Annotated in this window: 9 protein-coding genes and 2 pseudogenes; 5 read left to right on the forward strand and 6 right to left on the reverse strand. The window is 74.8% G+C overall.

The features are described from left to right. Positions 1–72: 72 nt before the first annotated feature. Positions 73–2,254, reverse strand: a pseudogene (locus ACQ95T_RS14475) (ATP-dependent DNA helicase UvrD2). After that, positions 2,251–3,204, reverse strand: a complete 954-nt coding sequence (nudC, locus tag ACQ95T_RS14480; RefSeq protein ID WP_425941682.1) for an NAD(+) diphosphatase — start codon at positions 3,202–3,204, stop codon at positions 2,251–2,253. The pseudogene ACQ95T_RS14475 and the gene nudC overlap by 4 nt, the downstream one beginning before the upstream one ends. A gap of 93 nt (positions 3,205–3,297) precedes the next feature. Here nudC and ACQ95T_RS14485 point away from each other — a divergent pair, with 93 nt between their 5' ends. After that, a complete protein-coding gene (locus ACQ95T_RS14485) occupies positions 3,298–4,824 on the forward strand; it encodes a phosphotransferase (RefSeq protein WP_431473838.1) in 1,527 nt (508 codons plus the stop codon). A 21-nt stretch (positions 4,825–4,845) separates the two neighbouring features. Here ACQ95T_RS14485 and ACQ95T_RS14490 read toward each other — a convergent pair whose 3' ends face one another. The 3 genes from ACQ95T_RS14490 to ACQ95T_RS14500 form a co-directional block, all read right to left on the reverse strand. After that, the gene (locus ACQ95T_RS14490) at positions 4,846–8,178 is read right to left on the reverse strand and encodes an ATP-dependent helicase (RefSeq protein WP_425941684.1); all 3,333 of its coding nucleotides are present in this window, start codon (positions 8,176–8,178) and stop codon (positions 4,846–4,848) included. Continuing rightward, positions 8,175–9,926, reverse strand: a complete 1,752-nt coding sequence (locus ACQ95T_RS14495) for a PD-(D/E)XK nuclease family protein (protein ID WP_431473839.1) — start codon at positions 9,924–9,926, stop codon at positions 8,175–8,177. Before ACQ95T_RS14495 ends, ACQ95T_RS14490 begins: the two co-directional genes overlap by 4 nt. A 118-nt stretch (positions 9,927–10,044) precedes the next feature. Further along, positions 10,045–11,424 carry a UvrD-helicase domain-containing protein gene (locus tag ACQ95T_RS14500; protein WP_431473035.1) on the reverse strand — a complete coding sequence of 460 codons (1,380 nt, stop codon included), beginning with the start codon at positions 11,422–11,424 and terminating at the stop codon, positions 10,045–10,047. Positions 11,425–11,521: 97 nt separating this feature from the next. Between ACQ95T_RS14500 and ACQ95T_RS14505 the strand changes: the two genes are divergently transcribed. The 4 genes and pseudogenes from ACQ95T_RS14505 (at position 11,522) to ACQ95T_RS14520 (ending at position 14,807) form a co-directional block, all read left to right on the forward strand. After that, positions 11,522–12,157 (forward strand): TetR/AcrR family transcriptional regulator, encoded by a 636-nt coding sequence (locus ACQ95T_RS14505; protein WP_425941688.1) that lies wholly within the window; start codon positions 11,522–11,524, stop codon positions 12,155–12,157. Positions 12,158–12,219: 62 nt separating this feature from the next. Next, positions 12,220–12,444, forward strand: a complete 225-nt coding sequence (locus ACQ95T_RS14510) for a DUF3107 domain-containing protein (RefSeq protein WP_425941690.1) — start codon at positions 12,220–12,222, stop codon at positions 12,442–12,444. Between the two features lie 181 nt (positions 12,445–12,625). Continuing rightward, positions 12,626–12,910 (forward strand): GlsB/YeaQ/YmgE family stress response membrane protein, encoded by a 285-nt coding sequence (locus tag ACQ95T_RS14515; RefSeq protein WP_425941692.1) that lies wholly within the window; start codon positions 12,626–12,628, stop codon positions 12,908–12,910. A 338-nt stretch (positions 12,911–13,248) separates the two neighbouring features. Then, positions 13,249–14,807: pseudogene (locus tag ACQ95T_RS14520) on the forward strand (DEAD/DEAH box helicase). Between the two features lie 20 nt (positions 14,808–14,827). Here the strand turns inward: ACQ95T_RS14520 and ACQ95T_RS14525 are convergent. Further along, entirely contained in the window at positions 14,828–15,703 is an 876-nt protein-coding gene (locus tag ACQ95T_RS14525) for a PHP domain-containing protein (protein ID WP_425941696.1), read from the reverse strand. Between the last annotated feature and the right edge of the window lie 70 nt (positions 15,704–15,773).

A 15,773-nucleotide genomic window follows, 5' to 3' on the forward strand; every position in this document is an offset into this window, starting at 1 on the left:
CTGGACCCGAACAACTCTAGGACGAACCGTCCGCCCTGGCAACGGTTTTTTCCTGCGACGGACCTGCGCAGGTCAGACCGGGGCGGTGCCGCCGGGCCCCGGACCGGCCTCACGGGCCTGTCGGAGCACGTCCAGGACGCCCTGCCCGTAGAGGTCGAGCTTGCGCTCACCGACACCCGAGATGGCACGCAGCCCTGCCGGGTCGACGGGGTCGGTCTCCGCGATGGCCGTCAGCGTCGCGTCGGTGAACACCACGAAGGCCGGCACGCCCGAGGACCGGGCGACCTCCAGCCGCCACTGGCGCAGCTGCTCGAACGTCGCCTCGTCGTAGGTCGGAGGGCACTGCGAGCACCGACCGATCTTGCGCTCCCCCGCCCCGGAGAGCAGCGTGCCGCAGGTGCGGCAGGTCCGGGGGGTCCGCGAGCCGGACGCCGCGCGTCGGCCCCTGGAGCGTCCGCCCGACGGGCCGGCGGCCGACCCGCCGAGCACCGGGGCGGCCGGCGCCAGGAACCGGGAGACCTTCCGGGTCGACCGTCCGCCCGCGGACCGCGACCCCGCCCAGCTCAGGTCGAGGTGACGTCGTGCCCGGGTCACTCCCACGTAGAGCAGACGACGCTCCTCCTCCACCCGTTCGGGGCTGTCGGCCAGCGTGATGGGCAGCAGCCCCTCGCTGCAGCCGATCAGCAGCACGGCGTCCCACTCCAGGCCCTTGGCGGCGTGGAGGGAGGCCAGGGTGATGCCCTGGACGGTGGGGGCGTGCTGCTCCGCGGCCCGGCGGTCGAGCTCGGCGACCAGCTCGGCGGTCCGGGCCCCCGGCGAGGAGCGTTCCAGGTCGTCGGCGAGCAGGGCGATCGCCTGCAGGCTCTCCCACCGTTCCCGGGTGGCTCCTCCGCCCGGGGGCGGCTCCGGGGACCAGCCGGCACCGGAGAGCACGGCCCGGACGTTCTCCCCTAGGCCCGAGGACCCGTCGTCGGACCGCACCGCGCCGCGGAGCAGCAGGACCGCCGAGCGGACCTCGGCCCGGGAGAAGAAGCGCTCCCCGCCCCGAACCAGGTAGGGGACACCGGCCTGGGCCAGCGCGGACTCGACGGCCTCCGACTGGCTGTTGGTCCGGTAGAGGACCGCGATCTCGCTGGCGGGTACGCCCTCCCCCATGAGCGTGGCGACGCGGTGAGCCACCCCCCGCGCCTCCGCCTCGTCGTCGTCGTAGGCCGTCAGCGTGGGTTCCGGACCGTCCGCCGCCTGGGCGACGAGCTCCACCGTCGCACCGCGGCCCGGGGTCGGCGGGGCCTCCCCGTCCGGGCGGCCACCGGAGCGTCGACCCCCACCCAGCACCAGATTGGCCAGGTGGACCACCTGCGGGGAGCTGCGGTAGTTGCGGACGAGACGGACCGTGCGCGCGTCCTGGTGTCGCTGGGAGAAGGAGAGCAGGTGGTCGGCGGAGGCCCCGGTGAAGGAGTAGATGGACTGGGCGGGATCACCCACGACGCACAGGTCCGCCCGCTGTCCCACCCACTGCTCCAGGAGGTGCTGCTGGAGCCGGTTGACGTCCTGGTACTCGTCGACCACGAAGTGGCGGTACTGCTGGTGCACCTGGGCGGCCACCTGGGGATGCTCGTCCAACAGGCCCACGGTGAGCAGCAGGACGTCCTCGAAGTCGATGACGTGCCGCTCGGCACACACCTCCGCATACACCTCCAGCACCCGGGCCATCGCGGTCGCGTCCAGCCCCGCGGGCTGGCGGCCCTCGGCCCTGGCCGCCGCCGGATAGCCCTCGGCGGTCAGCATGCATGCTCACCTTTGCCCACTCGATCTCCGCGGCGACGTCCCGAAGGCCCGCCCGGTCCAGCCGGAGCCGCAGCCGGCCGGTGGCCTCGACCACCAGGGGGACCTTCTGTGCCACGACGTCCGGCGGAGCCCCGCCGACGGCCTGCGGCCAGAAGAACTGCAGCTGGCGCAGCGCGGCGGCGTGGAACGTCCGCGCCTGCACGGAGGGGACCCCGAGGCTCCGCAGCCGGGTACGCATCTCCCCCGCCGCACGGGCGGTGAAGGTCACGGCCAGCACGCGCCCGGGGTGGTAGGCACCGGTGGCCACGCCGTAGGCGATGCGGTGGGTGATCGCCCGTGTCTTGCCCGTCCCGGCCCCGGCCAGGACGACCATCGGGCCGGTGGGGTTCCCGGCGACCTGACGCTGCTCGGGGTCCAGGCCCGCCAGCAGGTCCTCCGGCGATCGGTCGGCCGCTGGCCGGGTCATCGGTCGTCCCTCCCCGGAGGCGCGTCGACCGGGCCGCCAAGCCACTCCTCGATGAGGACACGGGCGATCGAGACGCGGGAGGGCAGGGTGTGCGTGCCCTCCTGGACGCGCGTCCGCAGCTCCTCCCGGGTGTACCACGCGGCATACCTGAGCTCGACGGGGTCGACCGTGAGGGCGACCGTCGCCGCCCGGGCGCGGAAGCCGAGCATGAGCGAGGCGGGGAAGGGCCACGGCTGGTTCCCGCGGTACTGCACGTCCGTCACCTCGACCCCCACCTCCTCGTGGACCTCTCGGGCGACGGCGGCCTCCAGGGTCTCCCCCGCCTCCACGAAGCCGGCGAGCACCGAGACGCGGCCGTCGGGCCACGGCCGTCCCGTGGCGAGGAGCAGCCGGTCCGCGTCGTCGACGACGGCCATGATCACGGCCGGGTCGGTCCGCGGGTAGTGCTCCGAACCGTCCCGCCGGCAGCGGCGGACCCACCCCGCCTGCACCACGTCCGTCGTGTCCCCGCACCGGGGGCAGTGCCGGTGGGTACGGTGCCAGCCGTGCAGGGCGGTGGCCGTCGTGAGCAGGCCCGCCTCCAGGTCGTCCAGGTCGGCCCCGACCTCCCGGAGGGAGGCCCACTCCTGGTGCTGCGCACCGTCGACGTGCGCACCGGCTCCGTCCTCCTCGGCGACGCCCAGGTCGACCGCGAGGTATGCCGTTCCCCCGTGCCGACCGAGGAACCAGGGGGTCCGCCCGGCGTCCTCGTCCCGCGGCGCGCGCAGCGCGAGCCGGGCCGACGGGCCGGAGACGACCCGCGCCCGCCCCTCGAGCAGGTCCACCACGCGGGTACCGCTGTCGGCCAGGGCCCGCTCGAGGGTGGCCGCGTCCGCACGTTCGTGGGCCGACCTGGGCACCGTGGAACGGGACAGCGCCAGGTCGAGCAGGGTCTCGTCGGGCGGGCTCACCCGGCCACTGTAGGTGGCCGGACCGACCGTCCCGGGACGTACCGCCCAGCCTGCGGGGCTGCGGGGCGGCCACCGCATACGGTGGATCCCGTGATGCGCAGCGACCTGGCCCTGGCCGCCCTCGCCAGTGCCGCCGTCCCCGGGATGAAGCCCGTGGCGGTGGCGGCGATCGGCCCGGCCGACGACGACTCCCCGGAGGAGCACCAGCAGGCCCTGGTCGAGGACACCACAGGACGCCGGTGGCTCGTCCGCGCGCCGCTGAGCCCGGTGGCAGGGGCCCGGCTGCAGCAGCACGACGAGCTGGTCCGGCAGCTGTCCCGGCACGTGCCCTTCAAGGTGCCGGCACCCGTGGGGTACGCCGACGTGGGTCCGGACGGCCGGGCCGCCGTGTACCCGTTCGTGGACGGGTCGCCGGTCGACCTCCGCCGGGTGCCGGCCGGACCCGGTCTGGCCGCCGCTCTGGCCCGGGCTGTGGCCGCGGTGCACAACATCCCCCGGGGGGCCTTCGAGGAGCAGGACGTACCCGTCCTGGACGCGGCCGGCTGCCGGCAGCGGCTGATCACGCAGGTGGACCGGGCCGCGGAGACCGGCCGGGTGCCGACCGGGCTGCTGGCCCGGTGGGAGGAGGCCTTCGACGCCGCACCGCTGTGGCAGTTCGCGACCACCCCGGTCCACGGCCGCTTCCGGGGAAGCACGGTGCTGGTGACCTTCACCGACGACGACGCCGCCACCGGCCGGGTGGTGGCGGTGACCGGCTGGGAGGAGGCGGCGGTCTCCGACCCCGCCGTCGACCTGGCCGAGCTGTGCGCCCAGGCGTCCCCCCAGGCGTGGCGGTCGGTGCTGGAGAGCTACACCCTGGCCCGCGCGCAGCGACCGGATCCCTACCTCCACGTGCGAGCGCGACTGCACGCCGAGGTCCGCGCGCTCCACGGCCTGGCGGCGGCGGTCGCCGAGGACCGGGCGGACGTCGTCCGCCGCACCGAGGAGGCGCTGCGCCGCATGGACCGGTTGACCGAGGACGACGACGCCCTGGTGCCCGTGACCGCCCGTGGATCGACCACCCCGGCGGAACTCTCGCGCGACCCGGAGGATGCCGGGACCGCCGTGTCTCTGGAACCCGAGGCCGTGGACGTGGACGAGCCCACGGAGGGTCACCCCGTGTCCGAGGTTCCTGCCGGTGCGGACCAGGTGACCCCCCAGGAGCCGGACGGCGACGACGTGACGATGGAGGTGCCGGTCCCCGACCACCTCAGGGCCGGGAGCGCTGGCGCGACCGTCCCGGCCTCGGAGGCTGAGCCGGGCCAGGAGACGGGCGACGTCATGAGGGAGACGCCCGACGCGGGCGACGAGCGCGGCGCGGCGGGGGACGGGGACGGGCCTACGGCCGACGGCGAGGACGACCCGGAGGAGGACGGCGGCGAGGACGTGCAGGCGGACCCCGTGGAGGACGCCGAGGCGCACGCCGGGGAGGCCGACGAGCGGACGCGGCTGGAGGAGGACCCCGAGGAGCTGGACGACGAGCACCGGCTGACCGAGCTCTACGGCATGCCGGCGGAGCCCGACGACCCGGCCCGCGCCGCGGACGACCGGACGACTCCCCCCCCGGCGGGCCCGCGGTAGGGAACGGGCGTCACCGGACCGTCAGGGTCGCCCGGCAGCGTCCCCGTCCTGGAACGTCAGCTGCGCGAGGAGACGCTCCAGCGCGACCTCTCCGGGCAGGTCGGGACGCATGGTCGTGCCCGTGGAGGCGTAGAAGAACGCCGCCCTCACCTGGGCCTCGGGTCGTCCGGTGAGCCGGGCGTAGGCGAGCCGGTACACGGCCAGCTGGAGGGCCCGGTGCTGCTGCGCCTCCGGGGGGCCGGGGCTGCCGGTCTTCCAGTCGACCACGGTGACCCCTCCGTCGTCGTCGCCGAACACCGCGTCGAGGCGCCCTCTGACCCGACGGCCGGCCACCGTGGTCTCGACGGCGACCTCCACCGCGACGGGTGCCCGGTCGGCCCACTCGCTGGCCAGGAAGTTCTCCTGCAGCCGCTCGAGCTCCTCCCCCGGGTCCTCTCCCTCGTCCCGGGTCTCCAGGTCGTCCAGGTCGACCAGCGCCGCAGCGGCGTAGTGCTGCTCCACCCACGCGTGGAAGGCCGTGCCCAGCCGGGCGTGCGGAGCAGGTCGACGAGGAACCGGCCGCCTCAGCGCGGCCAGGAAGGCGACCGGGTCCTTGGACAGCTCCACGACGGCGGAGGTGGACAGGTGGTCCGGAAGGAGCACGTCCTCGATGGAGGGACGTCGATCGGCCCGTTCGGCCAGCAGGAGGTCCACCAGGTGGTCCCACTCCGCCTTCTCGGGCACCTCCGGTCCTGCAGGACCGCCGCCGGTGCCGACCGCCCTGGCCGTCACGAGGGCACGGGCGACGTCCCTGACGGCGTCCCGGCGGGCGTCGGGCGTGGTCGGCCAGGGTGCCGTCTCCTCCTCCTCCAGGCGCGGGTTGCGGTGCTGCGAGGGATCCGCCGGGTCCGGCATCTCGGCCCACTCCCTGGTGCTGACCGACGTGTCGGCATCGCCCAGGACGTCCTCGAGGAACCGGGAGGTCACGCGTGGAAGCTTGCCCGTCGACCACACGGGGGCCGTCAGCAGCATCCGGCGGCGAGCCCGCGTGAAGGCGACGTAGGCCAGACGCCGTTCCTCCATGACGGAGTAGGCGCCGCCCTGCAGAGCCAGCTGTTCCAGGCCCTCCCGCAGCTCGTGTGTGTCGGCCATCGATTCCCAGCCCAGGTCCGGCCGGTCCTGGCGGTCGCCCCGCAGCGGCGTCGGCAGCCGACCGATCCCGGTGAGCCAGGTCCGGTCCTTGCGCGGGCCCACGACCCAGCCGCCCACCTCCGGCCGCGGTTGCACGCGGCCGGAGGGGAAGGTGCCTTCCACCAGGCCGGGCACGGCGACGAGGTCCCACTCCAGACCCTTGGCGGCGTGAACCGTCAGGACCTGCACGGCCCCGGCGTCGACGTGCACCTCGGCCAGCTCCGGGACGTCCGCCTCCTCCAGGCCCCGCTCGTGCTCCCGTGCGGCGTCGAGCCAGTCGAGGAAGCCGCCCAGCGTGGCCCGCTCGGCACTTCCGACGTACCCGGCGGCGACGTCGGCCAGCGCGTCGAGCTGGGCCCGCCCCCAGGCGGGGTGCAGGTCGGGGTCCGCGGCGACCTCCAGGTCGAGACCGAGCAGCCGCTCCGCCTCGACGATCAGGTCGGGCAGGGCCAGCCCGGCCAGGGAGCGCAGTCGCCGCAGGACGACGGCCAGACGACGGACGCGGTCGGCTCCCTCCGGGGAGAGGTGCTGGCCCCGGGGTCCCACCCAGTCGACGGTGGGAGGGTGCTCCACCGCCTCGGCCAGGACCGGGGCGTGCTCCCGGCCGTCCTTCCCGGCCCCGTCGGGCGGCCGGGCCAGCTCCCGGGCCCATGCCCAGAGGGCGTCCACGTCCGCCGCCCCCAGGCGGCAGACCGGCCCGGTGAGCAGACGCATGACCTGGTCGCCGCGGGTCGGTTCCTGGGTCGCCCACAGGACGGCGACGAGGTCGAGGATCTCGGGGGTGTCCAGCAGCCCGCCCAGGCCGACCACCTCGACGGGCAGGCCCCGCCGGCGCAGGGCGTCCACGAGCACCGGGAACTGCGCCCGCGCCCGGCACAGGACGGCCGCCGTGCGCCCCGGACCGAAGTGCTCGGACACCCAGGCCGCGACGTGGTCGGCCTCGGCGACGTGGTCGACCAGGCGGGCCGCCTCGACCAGACCAGGACCCGCCGAGGGGGAGGGTGTGAGCGTCCGCACGGGGATCCTCGTCGCTGCCTGCAGGTCACCGGCGACCGCGTTGGCGGCCGCGAGCACGCTCCTCGTGTTGCGCCAGGACGTGCTCAGGCTCAGCACGGCCGCCGGCCTGCCCGACGCGGCGAAGACGCCCGGGAACCGGCTGAGGGTGCTGGCGCTGGCTCCGCGCCATCCGTAGATCGACTGGTGCGGGTCGCCGACCGCGGTGATCGGCAGGTCGAGGCCGGCGAACAGCGAGCTCATGAGCACCATCTGGGCCTCAGAGGTGTCCTGGAACTCGTCCAGGAGCACGGCGTGGTACCGGGCGCGCTCCCCCGCGGCCACGGCCTCGACGTCCCGCGCGAGCCGCGCGGCCAGGGCCATCTGGTCTCCGAAGTCCAGGGACGTACGTTCGGCCTTGGCCTCGCGGTAGCGCAGCACCAGCGGGTAGACCAGCGCCTGCTCCCGGAGCGCCGACGCCAGGTCGCGGCTCACGGCCAGGGGCCGACCCCCGCCCTTGCCCGGCAGCGCAGCCACGCGGGAGGCGAGCCGCTCGACCCAGTCCAGCGCGTCGTGCGGCTGGACGAGGTGCTCCCCGAGCTCGCCGGCCAGGTCCAGGACGGCCCGCACGACGGTGGACTCGGCCTTCTCGGTCGCGGTCATGTCGCCGTCGTGACCCGCCACGACGTCGTGCGCCAGCTGCCAGCAGGCGGCCTCGGACAGCAGCTGGGAGTCGGGCTCCACCCCGAGACGCAACCCGTGCTCGGCCACCAGCCGACCCGCGTAGGCGTGGTAGGTGGAGACGGTCGGCAGGTCGAAGGCGTCCTCGTACGACCTGTCGGACGAGGACTCCGGACGCCACAGGCCGGTGCCGCGCAGCTGCTCGAGCTTGACGGCCAGGCGCGCGCTCAGCTCGTGCGCGGCCTTCCTGGTAAAGGTCAGGCCCAGCACCTCCTCCGGCCGGACGTAGTCGTTCGCGATGAGCCAGATGACGCGCGAGGCCATCGTCTCGGTCTTGCCCGATCCCGCGCCGGCGACCACCACCGCCGGTGAGAGGTCGAACTCCACGACGGCCCTCTGCTCGTCCGTGGGGCGGTCCGTGCCCAACGCCTCCGCCAGCTCGTCCGCGCCATACCGCGGCGGGTGCGGAAGCCCGGGCACGCCGGGCGCGGCGGTCGGTCGGTCCGTCATCGTTGCTGTCCCTCCGGCTGGAGGGGGCAGGAGAACCGCACGGTGCAGGTGCGGCAGCGCTGGTCGTCCAACCGGGCCGGGAAGACGTGGCCGGCCATCCCGGTGCCGGCGCCCGTCACCAGCCGACGGGCCCAGGCCGGATCGTCCGCCTCCTGCACGGCAGGCTGCGACTGGGTGCTGACGGTCTTGTCCGGCGTGCCGAGGTGGACCAGCTGAGCGCCGCCGCTGCGGGCCGACCCCACGCGCTCGGTGAAGGCGCCCTCCTCCACCGCCACCTGGTAGGCACCCAGCTGGGCGTGCTCCACGATGTCGGCGGCAGGCGGCTTGGAGCGCCCGGTCTTCAGGTCCACGATCCACAGACGGCCTTCGCCGTCCTGCTCGAGCCGGTCCACGGAACCCACCAGCTCCACGTCTCGCCAGGCCGCGTCGTCGGCCGGCACCGGCACGCGGAGCGGCACCTCGGTCCCCAGCAGGGTGCGCCCGGCGGAGGAGGCGGCGGAGGCGTAGGCGACGTACTTCACGAGCATCGCGCGGGCCCGACGGTGCTCGCGCTCCTCGACCCACCCGGGCCGCAGCCCCACGTCGGCCCACCGCCGGTCCAGCTCCTCGAGCAGGATGTCGAGATCAGCGTCCGGCCGGGTGGCCACCACGTCGTGGACGAGGGTGCCGATCTCGGCCTTGACGGCCTGTCCGTCCTCGCCGCCGCGACCGGTGAGGAACCAGCGCAGGGAGCAGTCCGAGAAGGCCTGCACGTGCGACGGCGACACCCGCACCGGGCCGTCGGGCACCAGGGGGCGGCCGGTCGAGACCTGCCGGGTGTCCCACCAGTCGACGGGGTCGGTGCCCGGCGTCGTGCTCGCGTCGAGCCTCAGGAGGACGTCGAGCGCGGCGTCCCGACGACCGTGGTCGCCGGTCCGCTGGGCGCGCACCGCCTCTCTGCGCAGCTGGCCGACCATGCCCCTCAGGGTCAGCGGTGGAGGGACGGTCACGAGGCGGTCCCGCGGATATCCGGGCCGGACCAGGTCGAGCAGGCTGGAGGGCTGGTCCTCGGTGCTCGACACCGCGGTGACGAGCAGCCGCTCCTGCGCGCGGGTGACGGCGACGTGGAACTGACGCAGCTCCCCCGCGCGGACCTGGGCCTGGGCGGCCCGCACCGCCTCGGGGCCGGTCGCGGCCCTGCCCTTCACTGCGTCCACGAGCGCCTCGGACCCCAGCAGGGTGTCCCGCAGCCGCAGGTCCGGCCACACGCCGTCCTGCACCCCCACCACGGCCACGCGACGCCACTGCCGGCCCGCACCGGCCTGCGGGGTGATCACCTCCACGCTCTCCCGGTCCCGGGCGCCGACGGCGAGGCTGTCGGCGGCGACCTCGGCGCTGCGGACGTGGTCGAGGAAGCCCCGCGGGGAGCTGCCCGGGAGCCGGTCGACGTAGGACTCGGCGGCGCCGAACAGGACCATGACGGCGTCCAGGTCGCGGTCCGCGCGGGCCCCCGTCGCTCCCCCGGCGTGCGCCTGCTCCGTCCACACCGGGGCCAGACCGCCTGCCTCCCACACCGCCCAGAGCACGTCCTCAGCGGTCCCGGGAGGATCGGCCCGGAGGACGGCCCGGCCGGCCTCGAGGACCCGGCCCAGTCGGGCCAGCGGGCGCAGGTCAGGGTGTGTGTCCGAGGGCAGGGCACGGCGGTGGTCGTCGTCGGACAGCGCGTCCGCCAGCACCTCGTCGGCCGACCGGTCGCCCCCGGCAGTCATCTCCTCCCGGCGGACACGGCGCCGCAGGCGGCGGAGGTGGACCGGGTCGACCCCGCCCAGGGCGGAGGTCAGCAGCAGGACCGCCTCCTCGGCCCGGACCCGGCAGGGCGCCTCCGGATCACGGGTGGCCACGTCGAAGGCGGTCAGCAGCGGCACGACCGCCGGGTCCTGGCCGAGCGGGACCCCGGACCGGTCGAGCCGGACCGGGACACCCCCCGACGCCAACGCCCGACGCACGGACTCCTGCTGCGCCCCGGAGCGGGCCACCACGGCCATCTCCGCCCAGGGGACACCCTCGAGGAGGTGGGCCTCGCGCAGCCACCGGGCCACGTGGGCGGCCTCCTGAGCGCGGCTCCGGGCCAGGGCGACCTGGACGGCGGGCGGGCGGGTGGAGCCCCTGCTCGGGTCCGCCACCTCCGTCCTGCCCGGCACCGGCGGGCGGGCGGGAGGTCCGGGCGGTCTCCGGGTGCCGGTGCGCCGTGCCGTGCACCACGCCCACCCGGTCGGCGACCCGGGCGGCGGCCTCCGAGAGCTCGGCGTTACCGCGGTAGCGGTGCCGCAGGACGACCGTGGGCAGCGTGGGCGCCACCCCCGGGAGGACCCGCCGGTCGTCTGCGTGCAGCTCGTGGGCCAGCTCGACGAAGAGCTCCGGGACCGCGCCGCGGAAACCCAGGACCGAGGCGTCGGCGTCTCCCGCCAGGACGATGTCGGTCCCGGCGCCGCGGACCACCGCCACCAGACGTCCGGCGGAGGCGGTGAGCTCCTGGGCGTCGTCCACCACGACGACCTCGAGCCGGTCACGGATCCGCGCGAGGAGCCCGGGGTCCTCCTCCAGGGCGTCGGCGGCCGCCGTGCAGATCCACGCGGGGTCGTAGGCCCCGGGCTCGGAGAGAGCCGTGACCTCGTCGTACTCGGCGAGCACGTCGGCCGCCGCCACCCACTCCGGGCGGGTGTGCAGAGCCCCCAGGATGCGCAGGTCCTCAGGCTCGAGCCCCCGCTCGACGGCCCGCATCAGCAGGTCGCGCAGCTGAGCCCGGAAACCCGCCGTGGGCAGCGCCGGGGCGAGCTCCTCGGGCCAAATGGGCCCCGTCCCGTCGACGGCGTGCCCGGCCAACAGCTCCCGCAGGATCACGTCCTGCTCCGCGCCGGACAGCAGACGGGGCGGGGGCCCCTCGGAGGCGGCCGCCGCCAGCCGGAGGACCGAGAAGGCGAACGAGGAGGCGCTGCGCGCCAGCGGTTCGGTGTAGGTGTGGCCGAGCCCGCGGCCGACGGCGGTCCGGACCCGGGCCGCCGCCTGCCTCGTCGGCGCCAGGACGAGGCACGCGTCCGGATCGGCCCCCTCGGCGATCCTGCGCCGCACGTGATCCACCAGGGCCGTCGTCCTGCCCGTCCCGGGCGCCCCGGTGACGAGCAGGACCCCGCCCCGGTGCGCGACGACGGATCGTCGGCCGTCGTCGCCCTGGGTCAGGTCGTCCCGGTCCTCCCACATGGACGCCATCTCATCACCCGAGCCCGACACACCTGGCGGGCCGGTTCGCCGGGCGGCCCCGCGCCCGCCCCCTAGGATTGGCCGCACCCCAGCTCAGGAGGCCGTCGTGACGACACCCCCCCACCGCTCCGACCACCGGGTCCGGCTGCCGCGCGACGCACGGCGCGCCACCCTGCTGGAGGCGGCCCTGGCCGCGTTCTCGGAGAACGGCTACCACGCGACGTCGATGGACGACATCGCCGAGCGGGCGGGGGTCTCCAAGCCCGTCCTCTACCAGCACTTCGACAGCAAGCTGGAGCTCTACCTGGCCCTCGCCGCCCGGGTGGCCGACGACGTGGTCGCCACGATCACCCGGTCCCTGGACTCGACCTCCGACAACGGAGCACGCATAGCGGCCTGCGCACGTGCCTACTTCGAGTTCGTCGACCGGCCCGCGTCGGGGTACCGGCTCGTCTTCGCCTCCGACATGGGGGCCGATCCCGCTGTGGCTGCGATCCTCGACGACGCCCGCAGCCGGTGCGCCGAGGCGATCGGCCGGGTCCTGCGGGACCAGACCGCGCTGGGCTGGACCGAGTGCGTCCTGCTGGGGACCACCCTCGTGGGGATGGTGCAGTCGGCCGCGCGCCAGTGGTTCGAGGGCGGGTCGAGCATCCCGCTCCCGGAGGCCGCGGAGCTGGTCACCACGTTGGCCTGGCGCGGGATCGCCCACTACCCGCAGGTCGACGACCAGCCGCCGTCGTGACGGACCTCAGCGCCGGTTACCCTCGACCCACACCCAATACCCCCGAGCAAGGAGGATCGCCCGTGGAGGTCCGCATCGGCATCCGCAACGTGGCCCGCGAGGTCGCGTTCGAGTCGGCCCACACCCCGCAGCAGGTCCGCGCCACCGTCGCGGACGCCCTGTCCTCCGGCAGCCAGCTCATCGAGCTGGAGGACGACAAGGGCGCCACGGTGCTCGTGCCCACCGAGGCCCTGGCCTACGTCGAGATCGGCGCCCAGGAGAAGGGTCGCGTCGGCTTCGGCCGGTGACCTCAGGCGCGGGTCGCCGCGTCGTGCCAGGCCGCCATCCCCTGTGGTCGGCCCGGTTCTTCCTGCCTGAGTGGACCCTGGGAAGAATAATGACTAATGTGATCGCCGGTTCATACGGGTACGCCCGTGACCACCATCCCGGGGGTGTCCCCAGGGTGGACGTCTTGGAAAGGTGTACACCATGATCGGTACCATCATCACCGCGCTCATCGCAGGACTCATCGTCGGCCCGCTGGCCCGCCTCGTCCTCCCGGGCAAGCAGAACATCTCGATCCCGATGACCATCCTGCTCGGCGCCGTCGGTGCCCTGCTCGGGTCGTTCCTCGGTTCGCTGGTTTTCAACTACGACGGCGGTCTGCTGAACTTCTGGGGGATCATCCTGGGCGTCATCGGCGCCATCATCGTGGTGCTCGCGTACGGCGCGATCACCGGGCGCGAGAGCACGAACAACCGCGTCGGTCGCTGACCCCGACCCACGTCGGACGGCTGGACCGTCCCGGACCGCGGTTCGACCGCACCGCACGGCGCCCCTCCTCGGAGGGGCGCCGTCGTGCGTGCGGCCTCTCTGTCTCATCCGTCCCATAGACCCGGACGGGGAGGCCGGCTGCCTCGTCGGCTCCGGTCCGGGATCCCGGTCCGCTACGCTGGGGCCGTTGGACCGGTGACCGGTCGGCCGTGCCTGGCACGGTTGCTCTCGTCGGGCGCGTCGCCCGGCTCCCCAAGAACAGTCCCGATCGGCTCCGTACGACCCGTACCACGGCATACCCCGTGGTACGGACCGCACCCACCGATCGGAAGAGACCCTTGCAGGACGACCGCACCTTCGCCGACTTCGGCATCCATCCCGACATCGTGGCCGCGCTGGCCGACGGCGGGATCACGCACCCCTTCCCCATCCAGTCGATGACCCTGCCCGTGGCCCTGGCGCGGCACGACATCATCGGCCAGGCCAAGACCGGGACGGGCAAGACGCTGGGCTTCGGGCTGCCGATCCTGCACCACGTGCTGGCCCCTGGCGACCAGGGGGCCGACCAGCTCCCCGGCGGCGGAGCCCCCCAGGCCCTGGTCGTGGCCCCCACCCGCGAGCTGGCGGTCCAGGTGTCCGGCGACCTGGCCAGGGCCGGGGTCCGTCGCGGCATCCGCGTGCTGACGATCTACGGCGGCCGGGCCTACGAACCGCAGATCGAGGCCCTCCACAAGGGTGTCGAGGTCGTCGTCGGGACCCCGGGCCGGTTGCTCGACCTGGCTGCCAAGGGGCACCTGGACCTGGGTTACGCCCGCACGGTCGTGCTCGACGAGGCCGACGAGATGCTGGACCTGGGCTTCCTGCCCGACGTGGAGAAGCTCCTCGCCCTGACGCCGCAGGTCGCCACACCATGCTCTTCAGCGCCACGATGCCGGGCGCCGTGGTGTCCCTGGCGCGCAGCTACATGACCCAGCCCACGCACATCCGGGCCATGAGTGACGACGGCGACGACCAGCGTCAGACCGTGGCGGCCGTGGAGCAGTTCGCCTACCGGGCGCACGCCATGGACAAGATCGAGATGGTGGCCCGGATCCTGCAGGCCGAGGGCCGCGGGCGCACCATCATCTTCACCCGCACCAAGCGCACGGCCGCCAAGGTGGCCGACGAGCTGATGGACCGCGGGTTCGCGGCCGCGGCGATCCACGGCGACCTCGGCCAGGGCGCGCGCGAGCAGGCGATGAGGGCCTTCCGCAGCGACAAGGTGGACGTCCTGGTCGCCACCGACGTCGCCGCCCGCGGGATCGACGTGGAGGCGGTCACGCACGTCATCAACTACCAGTGCCCCGAGGACGAGAAGACCTACCTGCACCGAATCGGCCGGACCGGGCGCGCCGGTGCCACGGGCGTGGCCATCACGTTCGTGGACTGGGACGACCTGCCCCGCTGGAGCCTCATCGACAAGGCCCTGGACCTGGGCTACCCGGAGCCGGACGAGACCTACTCCTCCAGCCCGCACCTGTTCGAGCAGCTCAACATCCCGGCGGGCACCCGCGGGACGCTCCCCCGGTCGTTGCGGACCCGGGAGGGACTGGACGCCGAGCAGCTGGAGGATCTCGGCGAGCCGGGCCGGGGCGGCCGTGGGGCCCGTGGGAACGGACCCCGGGCTGCCCGCGGCGACGGCGGTGGACGCTCTGATGCAGGACGCTCGGGCGGCGGCCGTCGACAGGGAGGACGGGGCGAGGGACGGTCGGACGCCGGCCGGGGCCGTGGCTCCGACCCCGTCGCGGAACGCCCCCAGCGGGCCGGGGACGGCGAGCGCTCGACCGGAGGGGGCCGGCGCCGGCGTCGGCGTACCACCCGCGTGGACGGTGCGGCGGGCGGAGCCGGCACGGACTGACCAGCGGACGGACCGGTCCTCTAGAGCGGGGCGCCGAGCAGCGGGGTCCCCGTGCCCGCGGCCAGGATCCGGTCCAGCACGGACGGGGCGGTCGTGTGCTCCCCGAGCCGGTTCTGCTTGCCCCTGCCGTGGTAGTCGCTGGAGCCGGTGCGCAGCAGCCCCAGCCGGTCCGCCAGGGTCGCCGCGTGCTCCCGCTCCTGCGGACCGTGGTCGCGATGGTCGACCTCGATGCCGACCATCCCCGCGTCCGCCATGTCCGCCACCACCGTGTCGTCCACCACCCGACCGCGGCTGCCCGCGAACGGGTGGGCGATCACGGCCGCACCACCGGCGGCGACCACCAGCCCGGTGGCGACCACCGGGTCCGGCGCCGCGTGGGTGACGTAGTACGGACCGGTGGAGGACAGGATGCGCACGAAGGCCTCGTCCCGGGTGGCCACGACCCCCTCCCGGACCAGGACGTCGGCCACGTGCGGGCGCCCCAGTGCACCCGCATCGCCGGCCACCCGTCGCACCTCGTCCTCGCTCACCGGGTAGCCGTCGGCCCGCAGACGCTCGATCATCACCTGCAGCCGGGTGTCCCTGCTCTGCCGGCTCGCCTCCAGCTCGGCCCCGAGGGCGGCGTCCTGCGGGTCCGGCAGGTAGGCCAGCAGGTGCACCGAGATCCCTCGCCAGCTGCAGGACACCTCTATCCCCGGGACCACGGAGACCCCCGCGCGACGGCCCGCCTCGTCCGCCTCCGCCCACCCGGTCACCACGTCGTGGTCGGTCAGGGCCACGACGTCCAGCCCTGCGGCCCGGGCCTGCTCCACGACGACGCCCGGCGGCTCGGTGCCGTCGCTGTGGTCGGAGTGGGCGTGCAGGTCGACGACGGCGTCGGGGCGGGACCGTTGCATGCCGCCCACCGTACGCCGCGGCGCACGTCATACTGGAGGTCGACCACCGCCACCGCCGCACGTCGCGGCC

The organism is Ornithinimicrobium carbonis, from assembly GCF_050703245.1.
Lineage (GTDB): Bacteria > Actinomycetota > Actinomycetes > Actinomycetales > Dermatophilaceae > Ornithinicoccus.

Coding starts and splice junctions, on each gene's coding strand:
- ACQ95T_RS14485 (WP_431473838.1), top strand. CDS start 3,298: ATGCGCAGCGACCTGGCCCTGGCCGCCCTCGCCAGTGCCGCCGTCCCC.
- ACQ95T_RS14500 (WP_431473035.1), bottom strand. CDS start 11,424: ATGGCGTCCATGTGGGAGGACCGGGACGACCTGACCCAGGGCGACGAC.
- ACQ95T_RS14490 (WP_425941684.1), bottom strand. CDS start 8,178: ATGACGGACCGACCGACCGCCGCGCCCGGCGTGCCCGGGCTTCCGCAC.
- ACQ95T_RS14525 (WP_425941696.1), bottom strand. CDS start 15,703: ATGCAACGGTCCCGCCCCGACGCCGTCGTCGACCTGCACGCCCACTCC.
- ACQ95T_RS14495 (WP_431473839.1), bottom strand. CDS start 9,926: ATGACTGCCGGGGGCGACCGGTCGGCCGACGAGGTGCTGGCGGACGCG.
- ACQ95T_RS14515 (WP_425941692.1), top strand. CDS start 12,626: ATGATCGGTACCATCATCACCGCGCTCATCGCAGGACTCATCGTCGGC.